Raw genomic sequence first — 20,742 nt, 5'->3', positions numbered from 1 at the left:
GCCCATGAAATACGTCTCCACCCGCGGCTCTGCGCCCGTGCTCGATTTCGAAGGTGTCACGCTGGCGGGGCTCGCCAATGATGGCGGCCTGTATATCCCCGAGAGCTGGCCGCAATTTTCCCATGCCGAGATCGCCGCCATGCGCGGCCTGCCCTATGCCGAAGTGGCCGCGCGGGTGATGGAGCCGTTTGTCGGTGAAGCGCTGACGCCGGAGCGCCTGCGGGAATTGACAGCAGAGGCCTATGGCCGGTTCTCGCACAAGGCGGTGGTCCCGCTGGTGCAGCTGGACCAGCAGCACTGGTTGATGGAATTGTTCCACGGCCCCACGCTGGCGTTTAAGGATGTGGCCCTGCAGATGCTCGGCCTGCTGTTCGAGGAATTCCTTGGCCGCCGTGATGAGAAACTGACGCTGGTCGGCGCGACGAGCGGGGATACCGGCTCTGCCGCCATCGATGCGGTAGCCGGGCGTGAGGGCGTGGAGATATTCATGCTCCACCCCGAAGGCCGGATCAGCGATGTCCAGCGCTGCCAGATGACCACCGTTCTGGCACCCAATGTGTTCAACATCGCCATTTCCGGCAGTTTCGATGACGGGCAGGCAGCGGTGAAGCGCATGTTCGGCGACGAAGCGCTGAAGGGCACGCTGCGTCTGGGCGCGGTCAATTCGATCAACTGGGCGCGATTGCTCGCTCAGGTGGTCTATTACTTCGCCACCGCACTGCAATTGGGGGCGCCGGATCGCAGCACCGCCTTCAGCGTGCCGACCGGCAATTTCGGCGATGTGTTCGCAGGCTATGTCGCCGCGAAGATGGGCCTGCCGATAGCAAAACTGGTGGTCGCCACCAACGTCAACGATATCCTCCATCGCGCCCTGTCGACCGGCGATTATTCCGCAGGCGTGGTCACGCCCACGGCCGCCCCCAGCATGGACATTCAGGTCAGCTCCAATTTCGAGCGGCTGCTGTTCGACCTGACCGGTTCAGGGGGAACGCGCGACGGTGCGGCGATGGCGGCGCAGATGGCGGGTTTTGAAAGCACGCGGGCCATGACGCTGACGAACCAGCAGCGCGCCGGGGCCGCCGAACTGTTCACCAGCATCAGAGTCGATCCCGATGGCATGGCGCAGGCGATGCGGCGCACGCACGAGAATTGCGGCGAGATCATCGACCCGCACACCGCCATCGGTCTGGCTGCGGCGCATCAGGTTGATCTGCCCGGCGATGTGCCCGTGGTCACGCTCGCGACCGCCCATCCGGCCAAGTTCCGCGATGCAGTGGAGCGGGCGACCGGCACGCGCCCGCCGCTGCCGACCCGGATCGGCGACTTGTTTGCGCGGGAAGAGCGCTGCGTTTCCTTACCCGGCGAGTATGACGCGCTGACCGCTTATATTCTCGACACGGCGCGTCCGAGTGCCCAGCCGGACGCCTGATGGCAGAGGTGATCGAACAGCCGCTGGTCATGGCGGGCGAGGGGTGGGACGACTACGCCCTGCTCGACAGCGGGCACGGCCGTAAGCTGGAGCGCTTTGGCCCCTACCGTTTCATCCGCCCCGAACCGCAGGCGATGTGGACCCCGCGGCACGATCCTGACGGCACCGACTGGCAGGCGGATGGCGAGTTCATCCCAGGTGCGGACGAGGATGGCGGCGGGCGCTGGCACCTGACGCCGGACATTCCCGACAGCTGGCCGATGGCGTGGCGCGAGGCGCGCTTCCGCTCGCAATGCACGCCGTTCCGGCATCTGGGCTTTTTCCCCGATATGGCCCCCGTGTGGGACTGGATGCGTGGTGAACTGGAGGGCAAGCCCGAAGCCGCTACGCTCAACCTATTCGGCTATACCGGCGTTGGCAGCCAGGCTTTGAGCGAATGCGGCCCTGTCACCCATGTCGATGCATCGAAGAAATCCGTCGCGCAGGCGCGGGAGAATGCTGCGTTGGCCGGGATGGAGGATCGTCCGATCCGCTGGCTGGTGGATGATGCGGCGAAGTTTGCCGCGCGCGAGGTGCGGCGGGGCAAGCGCTATGATGGGATCATCCTCGATCCGCCCAAATTCGGGCGCGGGCCGAAGCACGAGATATGGCGTATCGAGGAAGGACTCGCCCCGCTGGTGCGTGATTGCCGCGCGCTGCTCGATAACGACAGCCGCTTCCTGTTTCTGACTGTGTATGCCGTGCGGATGAGCAGCTTGGCGCTGGCCGGGCTGGTGGGCGAAATCTTCGCCGATCTGCCCGGCAAGGTGGAGCATGGCGATCTGGCGGTGCGCGAGAGCGGCGAGGGCGGGCGGCTTCTGCCTACCGCAATCTTCGCGCGCTGGTCCAATCCGCGCTAGGGAGCGCTCCATGGCCGATTCGCTCACTCTCCGCTTCGCCGATATCCAAACCGATGTGCTGACCGGCATCTATTCGGAAGAGACGGGCAAGCCCCAGCCGCTGCGCATCACGATCGAGGCGGATTACAAAGTCGCGGACCGCTACGATCCCGACACGCCGCTGGACGCCAGCAAGAACTACATGGACCTGAAATTCGCGGCTACCGATGCACTGCCCGAAGGCGTGCATTTCAAGCTGATCGAATCGGTGGCCGACCATATCTGCGAGACTTTGTTTGCGCAGGACGAGCATGTGCTGCGGGTGAGTGTGCATATCGTGAAGCTGGCGATTGCGGTCGATAAGGAGCAGATCGGGATTACGCTGACGCGCGAGCGCCGCTGATGGGTGCCCCGCAGCAGATTGTGATCGAAACAGGCGAGCTGCCGTCCGGCGCTCTGGAAGCGGCTGCTGTGTTCCACGAGACGATTGCGGCGCGGGTCGCGCAGGCCGCGCAAGACGGTGCTTCCGACGTGGTGCTCGCCCTGCCTGCTGCCCCCTATGACCACACCGACTGGCGGCGCACCGCCGCGCGCGATCTGGCGCGGGCCCATGCGCCAGTGCGGGTGAATGTGATCGGCGGAGGCGACGCGCAGGCGAGGGCCGCGACAACCGCCTATTTGGCAGGTGCGCATGGGATTACGGGCCAGTATCTACCCCTTGATAACAATGGTGCAGGCGATCCGGCCTGCACAATCGGGGAGTAGGGTTTGTGAGCAGCAAGGGTCTGGTCGATACTTTCGGGCGGCAGATTACGTATCTGCGCCTCTCGATCACGGATCGCTGCGATCTGCGCTGCACCTATTGCATGCCCGAACGCATGACTTTCCTGCCTAAGAAGGAAGTGCTGGACCTCGAAGAGCTCTACGCCCTCGCGCGGGGATTTATGGATCGCGGCATCCGCAAGATCCGGCTGACCGGCGGGGAGCCGCTGGTGCGCAAGGATGCCGTCGATCTGGTGCGTGCGATTGGCCGCCATGTGGGGTCGGAGCTGGACGAGCTGACGCTGACCACCAATGGCACCCAGCTGGCGCAGCACGCGGTGGCGCTGGCCGATGCGGGCGTGCGGCGGATCAATGTCTCGCTCGATACGCTGGACCGCGACGTTTTTGCCGGGCTCGCCCGCCGCGATGCGCTGCCACAGGTGCTGGGCGGGATCGCTGCGGCGAAGGCGGCGGGGCTGAAGATCAAGATCAACACCGTCGCGCTCAAGGGCGTGAACGAGCACACCATCCCCGCGCTGATCGAGTGGGCGCATGGCGAAGGGCACGACATTACCCTGATCGAGACGATGCCGCTGGGCGTGGTGGACGAGGACCGGACCGACCGTTTCCTGCCGCTGTCCAAAGTGCGCAAGGAACTGGAAGCGCGCTGGACGCTGGAGACGTCGGAGCACCGCACGGGCGGCCCCTCGCGCTATTTCAAAGTTCGCGAAACCGGCGGATTGCTGGGGCTGATCACCCCGATGACCGAGAATTTCTGCGCCGGATGCAACCGGATCCGGGTCACGACCACCGGCCAGCTCTACCCCTGCCTTGGCGGAGGGGAGCGGGTTGATTTGCGTGCCGCTCTGCGTTCCGATTCGCCCGAGGCCCGGCTCGAGGCCGCCCTCGATCAGGCGATGTCGATCAAACCGGAGCGGCACAATTTTCGCATCGGCGCGGGCGAAGCGCCTGCGGTCGAACGGCATATGTCGATGACCGGCGGCTGATGGGCGTCCGGGTCCTGTTCCTCGGCCCGCTGGCCGATCTGGAAGGCGCTGCCGAGCGGGAGTTCGATGCGCCGCTCGACTGGCCCGGCCTGCTCTCCCAAGTCTCCGACAATGTCGCCGGGCAATTGCTGGAAGCGCGGGTCAATGTCGCATGCGGGGGCAAGGTGCTGCCCGAAAAGACCACGCTGCAAGCGAAGGATGGCGACGAGGTGGCGCTGCTCCCGCCGGTGAGCGGTGGCTAGAATCGCGGTCAATGCGCCGGTCGATGTGCGCGTGCTGGAAAGCGGCTTCTCCGTTGGTGAGGCGCTGGCGGCCTTCAATGCCGCGCATGCCAGCTCTGGCGGTATCACCAGTTTCGTCGGCAAGGTGCGCCCCGATGGCGAGGTGAAGGCGCTGGAACTCACCCATTACGCCCCGCTCACGCTGCCGGGGATGAAGGAGATCGCTGCGCAGGCGATGGAGCGCTGGAGCCTTGACGGGATGCTGGCATGGCACCGCGTCGGGATGCTGACACCGGGTCAGTCCATCGTGCTGGTCGCCGCTGCGGCGCGCCACCGCAGGGCGGCTTTCGAAGCGACGGACTTTGTGATGGACCACCTGAAAAGCGCGGCGTGGTTCTGGAAGCGCGAGCGGCGGGGCACCGATGCTGACGGGGCGTGGCACTGGATTGCCCCGCGCGACGCCGATTATTCGGACCGCGCCCGGTGGGAAAAAGACAATTCCTGAGCCAGTTTGATCTGCGTCAAAGCGCGAAGGGCCGGGGCCGGTCATAACCCTCCTCAACACCTGAGGAGGAACATCCAATGTCCGATCTGCTTTCCCGCGACGTCCTTTCCGCCAATGCCATCGTCCATGATGTGCTGCCGATTGCGCACCAGCCGGACCACACATTCGAGCTGCCCACCGGCCTCTATGTGGCAAGCGCGGGCTGCTTCCTGGCATTCCTCGCGATTTTGGCCGCTGGAATGAGTTCACCCGGCCTGATCGTTCCGATGGCGATTTTCGTGGTCTTTATTGGGATGTTCTTCGCCATCCCCGCGTTATTTACGCGGGTGAAGCCCAAGGCGTCCGACAAACCGATGAGCTGGGGCGCGTTCAAACGCCGGGGCATCATGACCCACACCGGCCTGCTCTCCCCGAAAGACGCGGCGATCCAGATGATGATTCTTCCGGTGCTGATCGTTGCCTGGGGCCTGATCTGCATCACCATCGCGGCGGTGGTCGCCTGATGGCCTAGATCAAAGGCTTCCCGCAAGGGAGGAGAGGCGCGCGGGGTCGACCAGTTCGATCCCGCGTTTGCCGTTTTTGGTGATCACGCCGTCTTTCTCCAACCGGGTGAGGCGGCGGCTGACGGTTTCGATGGTCAGCCCCAGCATCTGGGCCATCTCGCCGCGTGTCAGCGGCAGATCAAACGCCTGCGCCGGATGGCAGGGCGAGTGGCTGGCGGCTTGGGCGAGGGAAAGCAGCAGGCCCGCAATGCGCGTCTCGGCGTCCTGCTTGCCGGTCAGTTCCAGCAGCGCGCGGGCCGAATGGAGTTCATCCTGTGAACGCCGGAGCAAGGCGCGGGCGAGGGCGGGGTGCTGGTCAAGCGCCGCCTCCATCGCGCTGCGCGAAAATATGCACAGGCGGCAATCGGTCAATGCAGTGACATCGTGATCGGCGAAGGGGCGAAACATCTCGCCGACAAACCCTGCCGGATGAATTAGCGCGAGAATGCGTTCTTCGCCTGTGATATCGGTGCTCGACACTTTGAGCGCGCCGGTCAGCAATGTGGCACAGGCATCGGCATCATCGCCAGCGGCAAACAGAACTTCGCCGCGTGACAGCGTGCGGGTGCGGCCAGCGGTGGCGAGATCGGCCCGTTCCTGCTCGCTCAGCACTGCACAGGCCGCCTGATCGCGCACCGGGCAGGTGGCGCATTCCAAGCCCATCAGCGAATCCGGCTGCGCAATTGCGCCAGCGTGCGGTCTTCCTCTGCCACCAGCGCAAGCACATCGTTACGGGCACGGGCGACCTCCGCAACCGGATCGAGCCTGGCTGCCTGATCGACTAGCAAGGCGTCAAGATCGGCCAGCGGAACTGCGGTAAGCGAACGGTGCGTTTCCAGATCCGCGAGGGCAACTTGCGCGCGCGCCCAGGCATCGCTGGCAGGAGCAGCGCCGGCCCCGGCAGACACGGCGCGGCGGGCAGCGGGGGCTGCGGCCAAGAATCGCTGATGCGCGGCCACCGCGTTGCTGCGCAAGCTAGCAGCCCGCTCCAAAACGTCCGCGCTGGTGATGCGCGGGGGAACGGGGATGGCTGGGGCAGGGGCTTCCGGCGCCCCAATCGTCCCACGCGGCCGCTCTGCATCGCGCACGGCCAGCGAGGGGTAGTCGCCGCTCGCTGCCGCACAGGCGGGCAAAGCGAAGATCAACGCTAGTGAAGCGAGCGCGCGGATCGGCTTGCGAGAAGGGGTGGTGTCGGCCATGGACCAGTGCATATCACGCGCGCAGGACGATGCCACCCTTTGAGCGCAGCCAACCGGTAGGCGATTCCCTTGGTGCGACCCGCTTCCTATCCGGCGAGCAGGCGCAAATTGTCTGCGGCGAAACACCACTTTCCGCAGCCTCAAGCGTTGACTTGGCGGCGCGCTTACCTTAACGGCACTCGTCTTTCCGGGCTCCGCTGTATGGCGGACCGTCCGGCGCGTCGCATTCATAAGGGTGCGGCACAGCACTAAAACGGAAGTATATAAGCCATGTTCGCTATCGTGCGCACAGGCGGCAAGCAGTACCGCGTTGCCGCCGGAGATAAAATTGCCGTCGAGAAGCTCGCCGGAGAAGCCGGTGACACGGTCACGCTGGGTGACGTTTTGCTGGCCGGTGAAGGCGATTCGATTGCCGACGCTGCCAAGGTGACGGTGTCTGCCGAAATCATCGCCCAGGCGAAGAGCGAGAAGGTGATCGTTTTCAAGAAGCGTCGCCGCCACAACTATCGCCGCAAGGCCGGCCACCGCCAGATGATGACGCTGCTGCGCATCACCGATGTTGGCGAAGGCAAGGCGAAGGCTAAGGCCGCGCCGAAGAAGGCTGCTGCCAAGACCGACGCTCCGGCTGAAGAGAAGAAGGCGGCGGCAACCAAAGCTCCGGCCAAGAAGCCTGCTGCCAAGAAAGCGGCACCGAAAACCGAAGCTGCGGCAAAGAAGGCTCCTGCCAAGAAGCCTGCAGCGAAGAAGGCAGCCCCCAAAGCTGCTGACAAGAAGTAAGGAGACCGATCGATGGCACATAAAAAAGCAGGCGGTTCATCCCGCAACGGTCGCGACTCCGCAGGCCGCCGTCTTGGCGTCAAGAAATTCGGCAGCGAAGGCGTTGTCGCGGGCAACATTATCGTTCGCCAACGCGGCACCAAATTCTACCCGGCCAACAATGTCGGCATGGGCAAGGATCACACCCTGTTCGCTCTGGAAGACGGCGTCGTCCGTTTCCACACCGGACGCCTAGGCCGCAAATTCGTATCGGTCGATGCGATTGCCGAGGCAGCTGAATAACCGGACGGTTCGATAAGGGAACCGTCCACCAGGACGGTCCCAGCCGGGTTCACCACCGGCACCACTAGAGGGAGATGGGGCTTTCCTGGGAATACCAGGGGGCCCGTCTCCCTCTTGTCGTTTCTCCCTCTCACATTGGCGAATTTCGGTTCGCTGAAACGGGAATGTCACGCAGAGTGCCTATCGGGGCATTCATCCATTGGGGGCGTGGCGATGAGGAGAGATGCAATGTTCCATCGCAGCGAAAGACTGCTGCTCCGGCCCCCTTGGGCAGAGGATTGGGAAAACGTGCTGGGCGGGATCGCCGATGAGGGCGTGGTCAGAAATCTGGCCCGCGCCCCGTGGCCCTATTCCGCCGATGATGCGCGCGATTTCGTGTCTCTGCCGATTGCGGACCTGTATCCGCGCTTCCTGATTACGCGGGCGGACAGCGGCGCACTGGTGGGCTGCATCGGGATAGACCCGCATGAGGACGATACCGAGATGGGCTACTGGATCGCGCGCCAGCATTGGGGGCAGGGCTACGCCACCGAAGCGGGGCGGGCCGTGTTGCAGATCGCCAGCACGCTGGGCCATCGGCGCATCGTTGCCAGCCACTATCTCGACAACCCCGCCTCCGGACGCGTGCTGGATAAGCTGGGTTTCCAGCGCACCGGCCGCGTAGTCGACCGCCACAGCTGCGGACGGGGTGAGGCTGCGCCCACAGCGGAATTTGTGCTTGATTTGGAGGATGCGGAGGCCGAGGCTGAGGCGGCGCGAAGGGCGGCTTGAGGGGGGGGGGTGTAGCGGAATGGCGTAGCCCAATATAGGATGCTTTCTCGAGATCTTGTATCCAATGAACCGCGGTACTTTATCAAACGAATGTTCGCTGACGTTTGTCAAACTGAGGGCTGCTTCCTTCAATATTTTCGTAAGCAGAATGTTGCGAGAGCCAGTACAGATCATTGTCCAGCGACCTCCGAGTGGAATGAAAAGTAGGATCATGCTACTTATACCGCTTCCTTTAAATGAGTTTTCTCGGATAAGGCACTGCTAGATAAAAAGAAATTTTCGTTCTTCTAGATTCAACGAACGGCAAGGAGCTTTCCGTAAAAAAGGGGGGCAAACGCTTTTCTTTGTTGCTAAAAATGTTTCAAGCTGTAACTTCGTTGGGAGTATTTTCTTCAATAGGTAGGGGTGGTTGTGGCGGACCTAAGATCAGCAAAAATTTTGAATACGAGCGAGTATTCGGAAGAGGTTTTTGTTGCGGCAATGCCACTAGATGACTTGAATATTCGGAGCAAAGACAAAGCTTCGCTATGGGCCACCTCATCTCGTAAAGTGCTGGTTTTCGCATCTGATCCATTTACGTGGGCGGCCATCGGTAAAGCGGTCCTAAATGCACTTATCTCCGCCGGAGTTAGCGCTGCTCTCCATCACATGTTTGGAGGGAAGATTGATCAAAAGGAGCTGCTTAGATCTTTCTTTATCGACGTAGTTGATGCTCTTGGTCTCAAGCTAGAGGACATCTGGTTAAGGCAGACCTCTGCCCAAATGCGTGGCTTGAAGTCTTCATTTGAAGCATATGCGAGAAGCCCTGAGACTAGGGGGGATCAACTAGCATTGATTGCAGTGAAAGCCGATGAACTGGAAGCGTCTGGGAAGGAAATTGGGGCAGCAGCGATGGGTGTCACGTCGCTTGCTAGTACTCTTCGATTAGCTGCACATTTGGAATACGCGAAGGCTCATAACACCGCGGGAGATTGGCAAACTGTGTCAATTGTTCAAACAGACTTTGCTGCGCACATACACGAGATCGAAAAACAAATGCCTAAGCTCATGAAAAAGCGGTTCAGCAAGCTTAAGGTGCAAACTTGGCCGGTTGTCGGCGGGAGTACCTGGGGAAGGCCTAACGGGGGGCGTCCGTCAAATTACTGGTTTTACTACAAGAAAGACGGTAAGAATGTGAAGATTGGCCGACCAGTGGTAGGTGGCGATGAGAAGAAGCTCGCTGCAAAATATGCAGCACAAGTCCTGAAGCGAGACAGGAGTGAGACCCTTCGTAAAATGCTAGTCAACACGATCGTGCCGGCGAAAGCACTGAGTGAGGAAATGTCTCGAGTAATCTCTGTTGCCAGAGGAAGCTGATCCCTGAAAACTGCAGATGTTCTTCTGGATCGTTGGAGACGGCATCAGAGCTACCGAACCATTCTTGAGGAATTTGAGCAGTTTGCGTAGCGTTCGCAGTAGCGTCGTTAATGGACCGTCCCCTTTCAGACCCAAAACTCCAATTCCTCACTCACTCCGCCGGCATCAACGCGTCCGCAAACTCGCCCTCATACTTCCCGATCAGTTCGCGGTCGTCGTGGTTCCAGGGGTGGAAGCCGGGGCGGAAATAGGCGATCCATGCGGGCAGGATCTTGCGCACGATGCCGGGGCTGACGGTGAGGTATTTGAACAGGCCCCAGCGCGCTTTCCAGCCCGTGATGCCGTCCTGTTCCAGCAAGTCGATCGTGTCGATCCAGCGGTTCTTGAAGAAACGGCCGGTCACCAGCACCATGGTCAGCGAGCGGACTTTCCACGCCTTCCAGCCTGACCAGTCGCGGGTGGCGTGCAGCCAGGTGTCGTAGGCGACGCCCTTGTGCTCGACTTCCTCGACCGCGTGCCAGCGCCACATGTCGCGCACTTCCGGATCGGCGTTTTCGAAATGCTGCGGGTTGGCGAGGAATTCATGCGCCATCATCGCGGTGTAGTGTTCCAGTGCCATGGTGACGGCGAGGTTGGCGATGGCGGGGCGGCCCTTGGTCAGCTCCAGCATTTCTTTCACGCGCTTGTCGATCTTGGCGATGTCGTAACCGGCATCCTCGGCCAGCCGGTTGAACGCGATGTGTTCGCGGGTGTGGTTGATTTCCTGCTTCACGAAGGCGCGGATTTCGGCGGAGAGCTTTTCGTCCGCACCGTCACGGTGGGCTTTGACCGCCTCGATGAAGAACGCCTCGCCGCGCGGGAAGGTAGCCGAGAGCGCATTGTGCCACGCCGTGCCGAACGCATCGCCGGCCCACCAGCGGGACGGAGTGCTCTCGCGATTGAAACGTTCATCGCGGACCGTGATGGCGAGGTCGGCGGGGCTGCCGGACATGGTCGACTTGGTGCCCGTTTCTGCAGAAGCTTCGGGAGCTATGGTGCTGTGTGCGTTCATGGTAGCCTCGTGTTACTTACACCAATGTAAATAGCGTTACTGACATTGATGTCAATAGTGTTCGTGGGCGCTTGTTGTTCCCCGCGCGCGGCCCTATCTGATCGTCCCATGGCAACCCGCAAACGTCTCTCTCCCGAAGAATCGCGCGCTGGCGCTCTGGTCGCGGCCCGCGAATTGCTGATCGAGGCCGGTCCGCAAGCGGTGACACTGAAAGCGGTCGGCGCGCGGGTCGGGCGCACGCATGCGAACCTTCTCCACCATTTCGGATCGGCAGCGGGCCTGCAACGCTCGCTCGCGGCGCATATGGCGCAGACCGTGTGCGAAAGCGTGGCGCAGGCGGTGCTCAAGAACCGTGCGGGCGAGGGCTCTCCGCGCGAGGTGGTCGATATTGCGTTCGATGCGTTCGATCACGAAGGCGGCGGCGCGCTGGTCAGCTGGATGCTGGCGACGGGCCACGAGGATTCGATCCAGCCTTTCGTCGAGACGATCCACGGGATGGTCGACGATCTGCACCCGGAAGAAGAGGGGCATGATGAGGCACGGATGGCGCATGAGGCGACACTGGCGGTGGTGCTGCTGGCGCTAGGTCATTCGTTGATCGGTGCGCCCTTGTCGCAATCGCTGCGGCTGTCAGAGACGACGGCGCGCGACATGGCGGAGAACATCATCGATGCCTCGCTAATCCAGGCGCAGATGAATGCCGGCAAGGCCTCCGACTAAGACGCGTCGCCGCGCTGCTCGTCTGATTGCAGGCGCATCCAGCCGGGCGCGCTGTCTGGGTCGATATCTGCCACACGTTTCTGGACAATGGCGAGGCCAAGATCCTCGTGCCGCGCCTTGATGCGCTTTTCCTCGGCATCTTTCAGCGGCACCACCAGCAGGCGGCGATTGATCTTTTGCCGCCAATTCATCCGGGCGGTGTTTTCCTGCCCCACATAGCAGCCCTTCTCGAAGCTGACGCCGTTGAGCTCCACTGCATTGGTTTCCAGCCACAATATGTCGCCCAGCTCTGCCTGACCCTCAGCCACGCCCAGCGATAGCCGATGCGCTGTCCATTCGGCATCGGTGCTGGCATCATTTGCATCGACCGGCGCAAGCCAGCGCTGGCCAAGGCCGGGCAGGCGCGGATCGGGCGGGGCGCCGTCGCCCGATTGCTTATGCCAGTGCACGGCCAGAGTATCGTCGCGGACAATCGCGATCTTGCGGCGCAGACGATAAAGCGACAGCCGCTTGACCAGATCATCGGCCACAGCCGCCTCGCAATCGATCAGCAACTCGCCGTCGCCGGCAGGCCACACGATCATATCGAACAGCGCCTTGCCCTGCGGCGTCAGCAGCCCGGCATAGGCCGGCAGTTCGCCCTTCACATCATTGGTCAGCAGCCCCTGCAAGAAATCGGCGACGTCTTCTGCCGGATCGGTGGGGGAGAGGCGCAGCACGGCGCGTTCGAACAGGCGGGTCGCGGTCATGGCGCTATAGCTGGCGATTTGGCGCGAGGGGTCAAGCCTCAGCGGGCCGTCTGTCCCAATCGGCGGGTGATGCCTGCGGCCATGCGCGGGCCGAGTTCGGGGCCTTGATTGGGGTATAGAAACGGCTCGATCAGTTCCGCCTCCATCAGCAGCAGACCCGTTTCGCCGCGCACCATGTCGATCCGCGCATAGAGCGGCAGGTGGGGCAGGGCGGCGATGATCGCGGCTGCAGCTGTGCGTTCGGCGGCGGTGGGGTCGTACATTTCCTCCGTCCCGCCATATTCCGACTGTACGCGGTAATCGCCCTGTGCGGGGCGTTTGACGGCGGCGTGGGAAAATTCGCCATCGATGAACAGGAAAGATGTCTCACCGGTTTCGGCAATGGCGGGCAGGAAGGGCTGGACCATCACCGGCATATCGAGCGACCAGTCGGGGGGCAGATCATCGCTGCGATTGAACAGATGCTGCCCCTCCGCATTGGCCCCGACCTGGCGTTTCACGACCAGTCGGTCTGCGCCCAGCCTGTCGAAAGCCGACGACAGGTCTGCGCGGGTCAGGCGCTCGTGCCACAGGGTCGGGATAGTGGCAGCGCCGGCCTCTTCCAGCTCGCGCAAATAAGTCTTGCGAGTGTTCCAGCGAACCAGCTCGGGCGGATTGCACACCGCGATGCCGCGCGCTGCGAGGGTGTCGAGCTTGCCGAGAAACTCGGCCTCGTGGTCCTGATAATCCCACGGCGTTCCGATCAGCACCAGCCGGATGTCATCGAACGCTGTGTCGGGAGCGCGCCACTCGATCTCGCGCAATTCCATCCCCGCCGCCTCGATCGCGGGGCGCAAGGCCGCAACCTGCAGATCGTGCTCAAACGCGTCCTTGCGCCGGTTGGGGGAGCCGGGGTGCGTGCCCGGGCAGGTAAGAAAGCCGATGGTCATGGCCCGTGCCCTAGCTTTGCCGATTGCCGGTGGAAAGAGCGCGCGGCTGGCCGTATGACCGCCCGCGATGACACAAACTCCGACACAGACCCTGACGATCCGCCGCCCCGATGACTGGCATGTCCATTTGCGCGATGGCGCCATGCTGGAGGATGTGGCGCAGCACACCGCGCACCAGTTTGCCCGCGCCATCGTGATGCCCAATCTCAGCCCGCCGGTGACCACAACGGCGCTGGGTGCAGCCTACCGCGACCGGATCATGGCCGCGCTGCCCGCTGACACGGGCTTCACCCCGCTGATGACGTGCTATCTAACCGACGACACCGACGCCGACGATCTGGCGCAGGGTTTTGCCGATGGCGTGTTCACCGCGGCCAAGCTCTATCCCGCCAACGCTACGACCAATTCCGCCCACGGGGTCAGCGATATCGCGAAGCTGCGCCCGGTGTTTGAGCGGATGGCGGAGATCGGCATGATCCTGTGCATTCACGGCGAAGTGACCGATCACGATGTGGACGTGTTTGATAGGGAGAGGGTGTTTATCGAGCGCACGCTTGCGCCGCTGCATGCCGCGCTGCCCCAGCTGAAGATCGCCTTCGAGCATATCACCACCAGAGATGCGGTGGATTTTGTGAATGGGGCGACAGACAACGTCGCCGCTACGATCACGCCCCAGCATCTCCACATCAATCGTAACGCGATGCTCGTCGGCGGGATACAGCCGCACAATTACTGCCTGCCTGTGGCCAAACGGGAGGAGCACCGGCTGGCCTTGCGCAAGGCGGTGACATCAGGCTCGCCCAAATTCTTCCTCGGCACAGACAGCGCGCCCCATGCCAAGGGGGAGAAGGAAAGCGCCTGCGGCTGTGCGGGTATCTTCAACGCGCCTTTTGCGATCGAGAGCTATGCCGCCGTGTTTGACGAGGAGGGTGCGCTCGACAGGCTGGAAGGCTTTGCCAGCTTGCATGGCCCAGCGTTCTACGGTCTGCCTGTCAACGATGACACGGTCACGCTGGAGCGGGTGGAGCATACGGTGCCCGCCACTATCGAGGCGGGCGGCGGACCGGTCGTGCCCTTCCACGCGGGCGAAACGCTCAACTGGCGGCTGGTTTAACCCGCGATTTGGGCCATAGATCCCACAAGAACAGCGCCAGCGCCGCCCAGATCAGCGCGAAGCAGATCGCCTGCGCGGGTTTCAGATCTTCCTGAAAGACCGTCAGCCCCAGAATGAAAACAATCGTCGGGGCGAGGAACTGGATAAAGCCAAGCGTGGAATAGGCCATGCGCTTTGCCGCGATGGCGAACAGCCACAGCGGCACGGCGGTGAACAGCCCGCCCAGCACGATCAGCAGGCTGAGCCCGAGCGAATCGTCGAACGAACTGCCGGCCGGTGAGGCGGCGTACCAGCCCGCTACGCAGGCGGCGGGGACCAGCAGCAGCGCGCTTTCGATGGTCAGGCCGGGCAGAGCGCCCACTGTCACCTGCTTGCGCAGAAGACCGTAGGTGCCGAAGCTGAGCGCCAAAGTCAGGCTGATCCACAGCGTGGTCAGCGCGCCGCCCGCCAGCACCGCGACCCCGGTGGCCGCTAGCGCGACTGCCAGCCATTGCAGGCGCGACAGCCGCTCGCCCAGCAGCAGCGTGCCCAGCAACACGTTCAATAGCGGATTGATGTAATAGCCGAGGCTGGCGGCGTAGACATGGCCGGTCTGGATCGCCCAAACATAGACGAACCAATTGACCGCAATCAGTGCAGCGCTGGCCAGCAAGATGCGCATCACCTTGCCATCCGACAGGGCCGCGCGAATTTCTCCCCATTGCCGGCGGACACTGATGATCAGGGCGCAAATCGGCAAGGTCCAAAGGATACGCCAGCCGACAAATTCGAACGGCGGCACGCTGGACACCCAGATCAGATAGAGCGGCAGCAATCCCCATATGACATAGGCGCCCAGCGCCGCGGGCAGACCGGATGGCTCTGCCGGAGCTGATTCGGGGCCGGACGATGCAGCTGTGGTGGGGGCCGGAACCGCGGGGTCGCTCATTACAGCCGCCTAAGCGCGGACCAAAGGCCCGGCAAGCGGCAATTTTCCCGGCGTTTCGTCGATGCCAGTCACTCGGTTCATCGCAAAATCGCAATCTGACTCACCGGTTGCAGTCCGTTCAGGAAAGCAGCTGTATTGCTGAACGTGTTGAAGGGATCGAGCTGGACGGTCTCATCGGCCGGGCCGCTAAGGCGCGAAAAACAATCGAGGAATTCGCAATGTTCAACAAGGTCAAAACCGCCGCTCTCGCCATTGCCGCATCGGGCATGGCCATCGCTACACCCGCCGCCGCTGCTCCCGTGGCGCAGGGCACTTCCGCCATTCCGGCCGGCATCACGATGATGCAGCCGATGGGCGATCTGAAATTTGAACATGGCCGCAAGAAGCACAAACACTGGAATCGCGGACGTGGCTATCGCCAGGATTACCGTGCGCAGGGCCGCTATTACGCTCCGCGCCAAGCCTATTACGGCGAGCGTGTGCACCGCAACACCCGCGTCTGGCGGGCGCGTGACGGACGTTATTACTGCCAGAAGGACAACGGCACGACCGGTCTGCTGATTGGCGGCGCAGCGGGCGCGCTGATCGGACGCGAACTGGCCGGACGCGGCGACCGCACGCTCGGCGCAATTCTGGGCGCGGCAGGCGGAGCCCTGCTGGGCCGCGAGATCGATAGCGGCGGCGCGCGCTGCCGCTGATCCGGCGGACGATTCAACCAACTTCGCCCCCTGTTTGCGCAGGGGCGGGGCACGGCATCCCACCAAGCCGTGGGGAACACCTCGGACCGGTCAAACGGTTCGGGGTGTTTTCATTGGGGATGGCTGCCGCTCAGGACCCCGCACAGGACGGCTTAAAGGTCTATACGCGGTTGACCTGCTCTTTACCCTATTCATGCTAGCAGACCGGCCATGATGCGCAGGTTCTCTTCTCTGGTCCATTCGCGTGTGCCGGCCATGCTGGCATTGCCGGTCCTATTGGCCGGCTGCGGCGATTCCGGTGAGGGGGCGTTCCTGCCGCCGGAACGCGATCCGATTGCCGTACAGGCCGTCAACGATCAGATCATGACCGATCCGGACCTGTCGGCCCGCAATGAAGCGAATGCCGCACTGACCACCAGCACCGATCATTCGATCCCGCCCGTGGTCGGCACGCGGGAGGCGATCTCCTCGGCGCAGCAGGAAGCGCTGGAGCTGATCAAGGGGACAGGCGCCATTCCGGCTCTGCCCGATGACATCGAAGAGGGCGACGCGCTGAACGTCGAGGCCGGCATCGGCTTGCAGGGTATGGCGGCGCTGACGCCGGAATTTGCGCCGTGCGCTGGCGGCTTGGGCTACACCGCACGCTGGGCAGCCGAATGGCCCGCGATCATGCCGATTTACCCGCGCGCCAATCTGCGCGAATCTGCGGGCAATACCGCAGGGGGATGCGCCCTGCGAAGTGCCTCTTTGCTGACGCCGGTTGCGTATAAAGATGTGGCGGCGTTCTACCTCGAGAAGGCGCGGACCGAGGGTCTGCGGGCCAGCATCCGGCAGCTGGGTCCGGCCTATGTGGTTTCCGCCGCCGGGCGCGGTGTGGAAGCACGGGTCTATATTGCGCCCACGGCTTATGGCCAGACGCGCCTCGATATTGTGCTGCAGGGCGGGGACTGACCCGCCAATTCGAGTCGCCAGGTATGGGCCCGCGCTTGAGGCGCCTTATCCTTCCTTGAAGCCCACCCCGACGCTCGCACGCGGCTGGTCGATTTCAGAGCTGGCCACCGGATAAGCGCAATAATCCGCCGCATAGAAAGCCGCCGGACGGTGGTTACCCGACAGGCCCAGGCCGCCAAACGGAGCCTTGGACGATGCGCCATTGGTCGGCTGGTTCCAGTTGACGATACCGGCCCGCACGCTGGCCCAGAAGCGGCTGTAATCCTGCGGCGTGCCACCGATGAGCGATGCAGACAGGCCGAAGCGCGTATTGTTCGCCTCGGCAATGGCTTCGTCCAGACTGCCGACCTTGATGACCTGCAGCAACGGGCCGAATAATTCGACATCCGGGCGATCAGGAATGCCGGTCGTGTCGATGATCGCCGGGCTGAGGAACGGCAGATCATCATTGGCGCGCTGCATATGCTTGATCGCTTTACCGCCATTGGACAGGAAATAGAGGAAGCTCTCGACCAGCTGGTCGGCTGCGCCATTGTCGATCACCGGCCCCATGAAGGGGGCAGGGTCGGCAAACGGCTCGCCCACAATCAACCTGTCGGCCAGCCGTTTAACCTCGGCGATTACCGCATCATACATGCTGTCGAGCACGATCAGGCGGCGCGCGGCGGTGCAGCGCTGACCAGCGGTAGTGAAGGCTGATTTGACGATCAGAATTGCGGCATCGGTCACCAGCGGCGTGTCGGCGACGACAATCGGGTTGTTGCCGCCCATTTCCAGCGCAACGATTTTGCCCGGATTGGTGGCCAGCCGTTTGTTGATCGCGATGCCCGCTTGCGCGCTGCCGGTGAACAATACTCCGTCGACGCCAGAGTGGGCGACCAGCGCTTTGCCTTCGTCAGGGCCGCCGGGGAAAAATTGCGCCACCGCTGCGGAGATACCCGCCTTGTTGAAACACTGCATCAGCAATTCGCCGACCGCAGGGGTCTTCTCGCTCGGTTTGAAGATGACGACATTGCCCGCGATCAGGGCGGGCACGATATGACCGTTCGGCAGGTGGGCAGGGAAATTATAGGGCCCCAGAACGACCATCACGCCATGCGGTTTGTGGCGCACGGCGGCGGTTCCGCCCAGCGCCCCGTCCAGTTTCTTCTGGCCTGTGCGCTCGGCATAGGCGGTGACGGAGATATCCACCTTGTTGATCACCGCCTCGACCTCGGTGTGGGCTTCCCACATCGGCTTGCCGGTCTCTTTGGCAATCAATTCCGCGAGTTTCGTCGCTTCCTTGCGCACTTCGTTGGCGAAGCGGCGACACAGTTCTATTCTGGTTGCCAGTGGCTTGGCGGCCCATGCAGGCCATGCCCGGCGCGCGCGATCGACGGCAGCATCTACATTACCAACCTTACTGCGCCACAGCTCTTCGCCTGTTGACGGCTCGTAAGAAATTATCTCGTTGGTCGACACGTTTATGACTTCCCCTGTCCTATCCGACTGGTTCTTTGTAGCAACTAAGCGACGTTAACCATGTCGAAAATCGAATTAGACCCTTGAACTTCCTTAGCGCTTGGCACAGTGTCCGACAGATGAACAGAGCGGGGGGATGCTGAGCGAAATCACCTGTGCCGGATAGCGTGGCTGCGTTAGACCGGCTTTTCACAACAATAAAGGCGCACAGACAAACTGTGGCCAAGCCTGGGTTCGCAGGAAATAGGCCCATCCCGGCTCCGGAATGGGCGAATGAATTGAAACTTCGACAAAAAGACGAGGGAATATTATGCGTAACACGATGATCAAACGGGCCGGCCTGGCCCTTTCGGCCTCTGGCGTAGCATTCGCGGCAATGGCTCTGGCGGCAACGCCTGCAGCGGCAAGCGAGTGTCTGCTGGACACCAATGATGATGGCACAGCTGCTGCGGGTGACACCGACGGCGGTGCGAACTCTGCCGGGCTGACCGCTCTGGCATGCGGTAGCTTCTCGAATGCCGGCAACGCAGCCACTGCAATCGGTTTTGGCACCAATGCCGGTAATGTCGGGGTCGCCGTTGGTGTCGTCTCCACCGCAGGTACGGGTGGCACCGCCGTCGGTTCGGCTGCCTTCGCAGCCAACAGCGCGGTGGCCAATGGTCTGCGTGCAAACGCCGGCGGTTTCGGTGCGGTAGCAAACGGTACGGACAGCTCGGCAGCCGGGATCGGCGCTGTGGCTGTTGGCGGCGACTCGACCGCCAGCCTGAACTTCGCAACGGCTATCGGTGCTGACTCGACCGCCTCGGGCGCACGCACGGTTGCTCTGGGCGTCGATTCAACCGCCAGCGCACTGCGCGCTGTTGCGATCGGCGACAATGCTCTTGCTTCCGACCGTTTCGCCATCGGCATCGGCTTCAACTCGGCTGCACAGGGCCGCGGCTCTGTTGCTCTGGGTGCTGCGGCAGGCGCAACTGCTGACCGCTCGACGGCCATCGGTAACGGTTCGAGCGCTGACGGTCTGAACTCGACCGCAATCGCCGCCAACGCCAACGCAACGGGCGATTTCTCGATTGCTATCGGTTCCGACGTGAACGGTGACACCTTTGGTGCACAGGCTTCGGCTCTGGGTGCGGTTGCTCTCGGTTGGGATTCCAACGCTTCCGACATGCATGCCGTAGCCATCGGCGGCGCGTCGAACGCTTCGAATGCGTTCGCCACCGCGACCGGTTTCGTCTCCTCGGCAACTGGCCGTTCGGCATCGGCTTACGGCGCAAACGCCGTGGCAACCGGTGACCGCTCGACCGCCATCGGTAACGCTGCCGATGCAACCGGCCTTGAATCGACCGCTACCGGTGTTCTGGCATCGGCAACCGGCGATCGTTCTGTGGCAGTAGGCGCCAATGCAAGTGCATCGGACTCGTTCTCGGTCGCTGTCGGTTATGTCAGCGAAGCGTCGGGCCGCGCCTCGACCGCGGTTGGTCCCAATGCTGTGGCATCGGGCTTCCAGTCGATCGCTCTGGGTAACGCATCCGACGCCCTCGACAGCAACTCCATCGCAGTGGGTACCGGCGCACAGGCCAATGGCGGTGACGCCATCGCCATCGGTAGCAACCGCGACGGCGCTGGCGGCCGCGCAACGGTCGCAACCGGCCCGTCGACCACGGTCGTCGGCGGCCAGGCTCTTGCAACCGGTCCGGGTGCAACGGCTTACGGCTGGAAATCGGAAGCCAACGCAGAACGCGCAACGGCTCTCGGTCACCTCGCAGTGGCCAACGGCGTCCGCTCGGTCTCCGTCGGTGAAGCGGCCAATGCGGGTGCCGACGGTTCGATCGCCATCGGCAACCTGTCCAGCGCTGCTGGCGTCGATTCGATCGCGATCGGTAACGGCGCAACGGCTACCAATGACGGTCAGGTCGTGATCGCCAATCTGGCCACCAGCACCGGCAGCCAGACCGGCATGACCAACTTCGTCACCGCAGACGCGAACGGCACGCTGGGTCTGACGACCGGCATCGCCACCTCGGCTTCGGTAGATGCAGTGGCAGCCCGCGTGACCACCAACGAAGGCAACATCGCTGCCCTTCAGACGCTGACCAGCAACCAGCAGGCCCAGATCAACACGCTGTTCGGCCAGACGGCTGCGAACACCGATGCGATCGAGCGTGCGAACGAAGGTGTCGCCATGGCGCTGGCCATGGAAAGCCCGTTCCTCCCCGCTGGCACCAATTTCGGTGTTTCGGGCGGTATCGGTTACTTTGAAGACCGCGCTGCCGGTACGATGGCCTTCTCCGCCCGCGTCGGCACCAACGCATCGGTTTCCGCCGGTGTCGGTATCGGCTTCGACAGCGGCGAAGTCGGCGCACGTGGCGGCTTCCAGGTCGCCTGGTAAGCCAACCACCATTCAGGCCATGC

The 20,742-nt window shown here is 62.8% G+C and carries 24 protein-coding genes; 17 read left to right on the top strand and 7 right to left on the bottom strand.

All coding sequences use genetic code 11. The annotated features are described in order from the left end of the window. Positions 1 to 4: 4 nt before the first annotated feature. The 8 genes from thrC (at position 5) to ACFCW2_RS00920 (ending at position 5,305) form a co-directional block, all read left to right on the top strand. On the top strand, positions 5 to 1,429 hold the full coding sequence (gene thrC, locus ACFCW2_RS00955) for a threonine synthase (protein ID WP_379547481.1): 1,425 nt from the start codon (positions 5 to 7) through the stop codon (positions 1,427 to 1,429). After that, entirely contained in the window at positions 1,429 to 2,328 is a 900-nt protein-coding gene (locus ACFCW2_RS00950) for a class I SAM-dependent methyltransferase (RefSeq protein ID WP_379547480.1), read from the top strand. Before thrC ends, ACFCW2_RS00950 begins: the two co-directional genes overlap by 1 nt. Positions 2,329 to 2,338: 10 nt before the next feature. Then, positions 2,339 to 2,710, top strand: a complete 372-nt coding sequence (locus ACFCW2_RS00945) for a dihydroneopterin aldolase (RefSeq protein ID WP_379547478.1) — start codon at positions 2,339 to 2,341, stop codon at positions 2,708 to 2,710. Further along, positions 2,710 to 3,072 carry a Rossmann fold domain-containing protein gene (locus ACFCW2_RS00940; RefSeq protein WP_379547476.1) on the top strand — a complete coding sequence of 121 codons (363 nt, stop codon included), beginning with the start codon at positions 2,710 to 2,712 and terminating at the stop codon, positions 3,070 to 3,072. Before ACFCW2_RS00945 ends, ACFCW2_RS00940 begins: the two co-directional genes overlap by 1 nt. A gap of 5 nt (positions 3,073 to 3,077) precedes the next feature. Further along, a complete protein-coding gene (moaA, locus tag ACFCW2_RS00935) occupies positions 3,078 to 4,076 on the top strand; it encodes a GTP 3',8-cyclase MoaA (RefSeq protein ID WP_379547475.1) in 999 nt (332 codons plus the stop codon). Continuing rightward, on the top strand, positions 4,076 to 4,318 hold the full coding sequence (locus ACFCW2_RS00930; protein WP_379547473.1) for a MoaD/ThiS family protein: 243 nt from the start codon (positions 4,076 to 4,078) through the stop codon (positions 4,316 to 4,318). Before moaA ends, ACFCW2_RS00930 begins: the two co-directional genes overlap by 1 nt. Next, complete coding sequence (locus ACFCW2_RS00925; RefSeq protein WP_379547471.1) at positions 4,311 to 4,802, top strand: molybdenum cofactor biosynthesis protein MoaE; 492 nt, start codon at positions 4,311 to 4,313, stop codon at positions 4,800 to 4,802. Before ACFCW2_RS00930 ends, ACFCW2_RS00925 begins: the two co-directional genes overlap by 8 nt. Positions 4,803 to 4,879: 77 nt before the next feature. Then, positions 4,880 to 5,305 (top strand): hypothetical protein, encoded by a 426-nt coding sequence (locus ACFCW2_RS00920; RefSeq protein WP_379547470.1) that lies wholly within the window; start codon positions 4,880 to 4,882, stop codon positions 5,303 to 5,305. A gap of 9 nt (positions 5,306 to 5,314) precedes the next feature. On the opposite strand, the gene ACFCW2_RS00915 is transcribed toward ACFCW2_RS00920, so the two are convergent. Next, the gene (locus tag ACFCW2_RS00915) at positions 5,315 to 6,007 is read right to left on the bottom strand and encodes a Crp/Fnr family transcriptional regulator (protein ID WP_379547468.1); all 693 of its coding nucleotides are present in this window, start codon (positions 6,005 to 6,007) and stop codon (positions 5,315 to 5,317) included. Then, a complete protein-coding gene (locus tag ACFCW2_RS00910; protein ID WP_379547466.1) occupies positions 6,007 to 6,543 on the bottom strand; it encodes a hypothetical protein in 537 nt (178 codons plus the stop codon). Before ACFCW2_RS00910 ends, ACFCW2_RS00915 begins: the two co-directional genes overlap by 1 nt. 270 nt (positions 6,544 to 6,813) lie before the next feature. Between ACFCW2_RS00910 and rplU the strand changes: the two genes are divergently transcribed. The 4 genes from rplU (at position 6,814) to ACFCW2_RS00890 (ending at position 9,729) form a co-directional block, all read left to right on the top strand. Next, positions 6,814 to 7,320: a 50S ribosomal protein L21 gene (gene rplU / locus ACFCW2_RS00905; RefSeq protein ID WP_379547464.1), complete on the top strand. Its 507-nt coding sequence runs from the start codon at positions 6,814 to 6,816 to the stop codon at positions 7,318 to 7,320. 12 nt (positions 7,321 to 7,332) lie between these two features. Next, complete coding sequence (gene rpmA / locus ACFCW2_RS00900; RefSeq protein ID WP_379547463.1) at positions 7,333 to 7,602, top strand: 50S ribosomal protein L27; 270 nt, start codon at positions 7,333 to 7,335, stop codon at positions 7,600 to 7,602. Between the two features lie 228 nt (positions 7,603 to 7,830). Beyond that, complete coding sequence (locus ACFCW2_RS00895) at positions 7,831 to 8,373, top strand: GNAT family N-acetyltransferase (protein WP_379547462.1); 543 nt, start codon at positions 7,831 to 7,833, stop codon at positions 8,371 to 8,373. A 438-nt stretch (positions 8,374 to 8,811) separates the two neighbouring features. Beyond that, positions 8,812 to 9,729, top strand: a complete 918-nt coding sequence (locus ACFCW2_RS00890; RefSeq protein WP_379547461.1) for a hypothetical protein — start codon at positions 8,812 to 8,814, stop codon at positions 9,727 to 9,729. Positions 9,730 to 9,880: 151 nt separating this feature from the next. On the opposite strand, the gene ACFCW2_RS00885 is transcribed toward ACFCW2_RS00890, so the two are convergent. Then, positions 9,881 to 10,720 carry a metal-dependent hydrolase gene (locus ACFCW2_RS00885; protein WP_379548902.1) on the bottom strand — a complete coding sequence of 280 codons (840 nt, stop codon included), beginning with the start codon at positions 10,718 to 10,720 and terminating at the stop codon, positions 9,881 to 9,883. Between the two features lie 168 nt (positions 10,721 to 10,888). On the opposite strand from ACFCW2_RS00885, the gene ACFCW2_RS00880 reads away from it, so the two are divergent. Next, positions 10,889 to 11,500 (top strand): TetR/AcrR family transcriptional regulator, encoded by a 612-nt coding sequence (locus ACFCW2_RS00880; RefSeq protein WP_379547459.1) that lies wholly within the window; start codon positions 10,889 to 10,891, stop codon positions 11,498 to 11,500. Here ACFCW2_RS00880 and ACFCW2_RS00875 read toward each other — a convergent pair. Together ACFCW2_RS00875 and ACFCW2_RS00870 are read right to left on the bottom strand one after the other, a co-directional pair. After that, positions 11,497 to 12,249, bottom strand: a complete 753-nt coding sequence (locus tag ACFCW2_RS00875) for a YgfZ/GcvT domain-containing protein (RefSeq protein WP_379547458.1) — start codon at positions 12,247 to 12,249, stop codon at positions 11,497 to 11,499. The two genes, ACFCW2_RS00880 and ACFCW2_RS00875, sit on opposite strands and share 4 nt — an antisense overlap. 38 nt (positions 12,250 to 12,287) lie before the next feature. Further along, the gene (locus ACFCW2_RS00870; RefSeq protein ID WP_379547456.1) at positions 12,288 to 13,178 is read right to left on the bottom strand and encodes an ATP-grasp domain-containing protein; all 891 of its coding nucleotides are present in this window, start codon (positions 13,176 to 13,178) and stop codon (positions 12,288 to 12,290) included. A gap of 67 nt (positions 13,179 to 13,245) precedes the next feature. Between ACFCW2_RS00870 and pyrC the strand changes: the two genes are divergently transcribed. Next, positions 13,246 to 14,292: a dihydroorotase gene (gene pyrC / locus ACFCW2_RS00865; RefSeq protein WP_379547455.1), complete on the top strand. Its 1,047-nt coding sequence runs from the start codon at positions 13,246 to 13,248 to the stop codon at positions 14,290 to 14,292. On the opposite strand, the gene rarD is transcribed toward pyrC, so the two are convergent. After that, the gene (gene rarD / locus ACFCW2_RS00860) at positions 14,273 to 15,220 is read right to left on the bottom strand and encodes an EamA family transporter RarD (protein ID WP_379547453.1); all 948 of its coding nucleotides are present in this window, start codon (positions 15,218 to 15,220) and stop codon (positions 14,273 to 14,275) included. The genes pyrC and rarD overlap by 20 nt on opposite strands. Before the next feature lie 218 nt (positions 15,221 to 15,438). On the opposite strand from rarD, the gene ACFCW2_RS00855 reads away from it, so the two are divergent. Together ACFCW2_RS00855 and ACFCW2_RS00850 are read left to right on the top strand one after the other, a co-directional pair. After that, complete coding sequence (locus ACFCW2_RS00855) at positions 15,439 to 15,918, top strand: glycine zipper 2TM domain-containing protein (RefSeq protein WP_379547451.1); 480 nt, start codon at positions 15,439 to 15,441, stop codon at positions 15,916 to 15,918. A 210-nt stretch (positions 15,919 to 16,128) separates the two neighbouring features. Then, positions 16,129 to 16,869 carry a hypothetical protein gene (locus tag ACFCW2_RS00850; RefSeq protein ID WP_379547450.1) on the top strand — a complete coding sequence of 247 codons (741 nt, stop codon included), beginning with the start codon at positions 16,129 to 16,131 and terminating at the stop codon, positions 16,867 to 16,869. A gap of 45 nt (positions 16,870 to 16,914) precedes the next feature. Here ACFCW2_RS00850 and astD read toward each other — a convergent pair whose 3' ends face one another. Further along, the gene (gene astD, locus ACFCW2_RS00845) at positions 16,915 to 18,330 is read right to left on the bottom strand and encodes a succinylglutamate-semialdehyde dehydrogenase (protein WP_379547448.1); all 1,416 of its coding nucleotides are present in this window, start codon (positions 18,328 to 18,330) and stop codon (positions 16,915 to 16,917) included. 310 nt (positions 18,331 to 18,640) lie between these two features. Between astD and ACFCW2_RS00840 the strand changes: the two genes are divergently transcribed. Further along, positions 18,641 to 20,719 carry a YadA-like family protein gene (locus ACFCW2_RS00840; RefSeq protein ID WP_379547446.1) on the top strand — a complete coding sequence of 693 codons (2,079 nt, stop codon included), beginning with the start codon at positions 18,641 to 18,643 and terminating at the stop codon, positions 20,717 to 20,719. Positions 20,720 to 20,742 lie beyond the last annotated feature (23 nt).

This window comes from Qipengyuania algicola (genome assembly GCF_042492175.1).
Classification (GTDB): domain Bacteria; phylum Pseudomonadota; class Alphaproteobacteria; order Sphingomonadales; family Sphingomonadaceae; genus CAJXSN01.
This window is presented reverse-complemented; position numbering and strand designations above follow the sequence as displayed.